This window comes from Rhodoferax sp. UBA5149 (assembly GCF_002413825.1).
Taxonomy (GTDB): domain Bacteria; phylum Pseudomonadota; class Gammaproteobacteria; order Burkholderiales; family Burkholderiaceae_C; genus Rhodoferax.
Genome location: NZ_DHXT01000178.1, coordinates 4,409 through 7,723, shown reverse-complemented (window position 1 = coordinate 7,723; position 3,315 = coordinate 4,409). Strand labels below are relative to the sequence as shown.

Sequence of the window (3,315 nt, the reverse complement as noted above, 5' to 3'; positions counted from 1 at the left end):
GACGAAGCGGTTGGTCGAAGCAGTGCGTTACCGCACAGACGAGCCGCGAAGTACTTTGTAAGGTGCTTCATCAGCGCATTCTTTCGTAAGGACTCGTCATGCAGAACCAGACTCTTCGTCTTCGGGCTTTTACCTTCATCGTCGGCATTGCCCTGCTCGCCTTCAGCGGCTGGGCCAGTGCGGACCCGCCGTCGCGCGTCGCGCGTTTGGGCTACACCACCGGCTCGGTCAGCTTTTCGCCCGCCGGCGAGAGTGACTGGGTGCAGGCCACGGTCAATCGGCCGCTGACCACGGGCGACCGCCTGTGGGCGGTGGCTGGCGCGCGCGCGGAAATCCAGGTCGGCGGCGCCATGATTCGCATGAGCGCCGACACCGGCGTCTCCGTTCTCAACCTGGACGACCGTATCGCCCAACTGCAATTGACGCAGGGCACCTTGAACGTGCGCGTGCGTCGTCTCGAACCCAACCAGGTGTTCGAGGTCGATACACCGAACCTCGCTTTTACCCTGCGTAAACCTGGTGAATACCGCATCTCGGTCGACCCCGACGGCAATGCGACGGACATCGTCGTGCGCAAAGGCCAGGGAGAGGTGTACGGAGAAGGCGCGTCGTACGTGGTCGATTCGCGCCAACCCTATCGCTTCAACGGCACCGGCTTGCGCGAGTACCAGTTGATCGATGCGCCACGCCTTGACGAGTTTGACCGCTGGGCGAGCGAGCGCGACCGCCAATACGACAAATCGGCCTCCGCGCGCTATGTGTCGCCCGACGTGGTCGGCTACCAGGACCTGGATGCCAACGGCACTTGGAGCGCCGACGCGACCTACGGCAACGTCTGGACCCCGAATCGCGTGGCCGCTGGCTGGGCACCCTACCGTGACGGTCATTGGGCCTGGGTTGACCCCTGGGGTTGGACCTGGGTGGATGACGCGCCTTGGGGCTTTGCGGTGTCCCATTACGGCCGCTGGCGGAATCTGCGTGGCACGTGGGGGTGGGTACCCGGCCCCGTGCGCAGTCAGGCCTATTACGCCCCGGCCGTCGTGGCGTTCGTGGGCGGCAGCAACTTCCAGCTGACGCTTTCCAGCGGCAACGTCGGTGGCATCGCCTGGTTCCCGCTGGCGCCGCGCGAGGTCTATCACCCGACCTATCCGGTGAGTCGCGGCTATTTCGAGGGCGTCAACCGCAGCAACACCGTCATCAACAACACCATTATCAAAAACACCTACAACACGACGAATGTGACCAACGTTATTTACGCCAATCGGCAAGTGCCAGGCGCCGTGGTCGCCGTGCCAACGGCGACGTTTGTGCAGTCGCAGCCGGTGTCCAGGTCGGCGGTCCGGCTCACGCGGGAGATGGTGGCCAGCACGGCGGTGGCGGTTGCGCCGCACGTCGCGCCGACCGAAAAAAGTGTGCACGGGGCGGCCAATGCGGGCGACAAACCGCCGGCCCGTGTGTTCGAGCGGCCGGTTGTCGCCCGTACCGCGCCGCCGGCCGCGCACGTCGGTTTCGCGGCGCAACAGCCGCAACTGACGGCCACGCCGGGCAAGCCGCTTGATGACGCTGCACGCAGGGAATTGAAGCCGGCAACCGTTGCGCCGGTGCCCGTCGTCAAAGTGGTGACCCCGGCACAGGTCAAGCCGCCGACGTCTGCCCCGCCGCCGCCGACGGCACCGGGCGCCAGGCCGGGTGAGGCGCGCGGGAAACCCGAGGGGCCCAAGTTGCCTGCAGTATCCGTGGTGCCCGTAACACCCGCAGTACCGGTAGCTCCGCCACCATCCTCGCTGCCACCTCCGCCGCAGCCACCAGCAGCGGTGCCGCCCAAGGTGACCGTCGCGCCGCCGCCCAAGGTCGTCCCGCCGCACGTCACGCCACCGGTACCGGCAGCACCCGCAGCGGAGCCTCGCGGCAGGTCGGAACAGCGTGGCAACGGTGAACGTCGCGCACAACCCACCGCGCCGCCGCCTATGCCACAGGTGGTCGAACCCAAGGTTGTTGCGCCACCACCAGTGGCTCACCCAGCACCGGCGACGCCAGCGCCGCCGCAACGGTCGGAGCCGCCCAAGGCGGTTCCCACACCGCAAGTCGTGCCGCCCGTGCCGACGGTCGTTGCGCCTAAACCACCACCGCAACGGGCCCCCGAACCCAAGCCGGTCGCACCGCAAGTTGCGCCGCCGACGGCGCCGATGCCAGCACCGGTGTCGCGGTCGATGCCGCCCAAGGTGGTGCGGCCACCGCCAGTCGCTCCGCCGCCCCCACCGGCCGTGCATGCACCGGTGAAACCTGAGCCCGTCCCTGTCGTCAAGCCGGTCGAGCCACGTCCGCCGGTGGTGGCGCCTAAACCGTCGCCACCGCCCCCACCGCAAGCCCAATCGGCGCCCAAAGCACAGCCGCATGTCCAAGGCCCCAAGCCTGCGGCCAGCAAGCCGTCCGATCCCAAAAACGACAACGAGGAGCGTCGGCGGGAAGAAGAAATCCGCAAGCAAAAAGGGCAGGGCGGCTAGACCCTGGACCGGTACGTTGTGCCATGTCTTGCGGGCTAAAACCTCTTCTATTGATGCCCGCCAAGTGCGTTGGCGTACCGTCACTTCAGCTGGCTTGTGTCGCCTTGATTAGCTCACTCCGGGAAACAGTGATTGTTTTTAAATCCGTCGACTGTCGTTACGGAGGCAAAGCGATTCAGTAGAAAGTAAACGCGATGCTGGTGTTCGCTGCTGGAAATACTTATCTCTGAGGCTATTCCGGTTGACGCCAGAAAGGCCATGACATCGTTGAGAAAGACCTCTTTGTGCAGCGGGGGGAGATCTTTTTTCGCCTCGGTAAAGCATTTGAACTGCGTTCCAAGGCGACGGTGCACAGGTAACTCCAAAGTGAACTCAGTATCCTTTTTGCCGACACCACCACGTGTCTTGATATCGATAATCCGGTTTTGCAATTGCCCATTCTGGCGGTCAATTTCGCTCGCCATTTTCTCAATATATTGATCTGTCCCGTACCGAACAATTAAGCAATGGAAAGTTATTTTTCCCAAAAGCTCGGCGGGTAGCCGTGCCTTGACTCGAATGACGTAGGTCTTGAGTCGACTGTGATAGCGGGTCGTTGCATAGTTCAAAATTCCGCGTGTTATTGCATTGATGACGGTTCCCACGGCGGCGACGATCCCAGTCGCCTTTGCTATTTCCACGACGTCCATGCCGCCAAAAAATTTTTGAAATATTTCGATCACGATAGCTGGTGTCAAGGGTTGTGTGTCAGGCCGAATGGCTAGAGCCCGTTTTTCATAAATCTAAACCAAGCAAATCCATCGCTTCAGCC

General features: G+C 63.0%; 2 protein-coding genes. One reads left to right on the top strand and one right to left on the bottom strand.

All coding sequences use genetic code 11. From position 1 onward, the window contains the following. Positions 1 to 98 precede the first annotated feature (98 nt). On the top strand, positions 99 to 2,504 hold the full coding sequence (locus B3V69_RS16040; RefSeq protein ID WP_296448012.1) for a DUF6600 domain-containing protein: 2,406 nt from the start codon (positions 99 to 101) through the stop codon (positions 2,502 to 2,504). 113 nt (positions 2,505 to 2,617) lie between these two features. On the opposite strand, the gene B3V69_RS16035 is transcribed toward B3V69_RS16040, so the two are convergent. Beyond that, complete coding sequence (locus B3V69_RS16035) at positions 2,618 to 3,241, bottom strand: hypothetical protein (RefSeq protein WP_296448011.1); 624 nt, start codon at positions 3,239 to 3,241, stop codon at positions 2,618 to 2,620. Between the last annotated feature and the right edge of the window lie 74 nt (positions 3,242 to 3,315).

What these genes read in the sequence shown, in the direction of transcription:
- B3V69_RS16040 (WP_296448012.1), top strand. Translation starts at nt 99, where the DNA reads ATGCAGAACCAGACTCTTCGTCTTCGGGCTTTTACCTTCATCGTCGGC.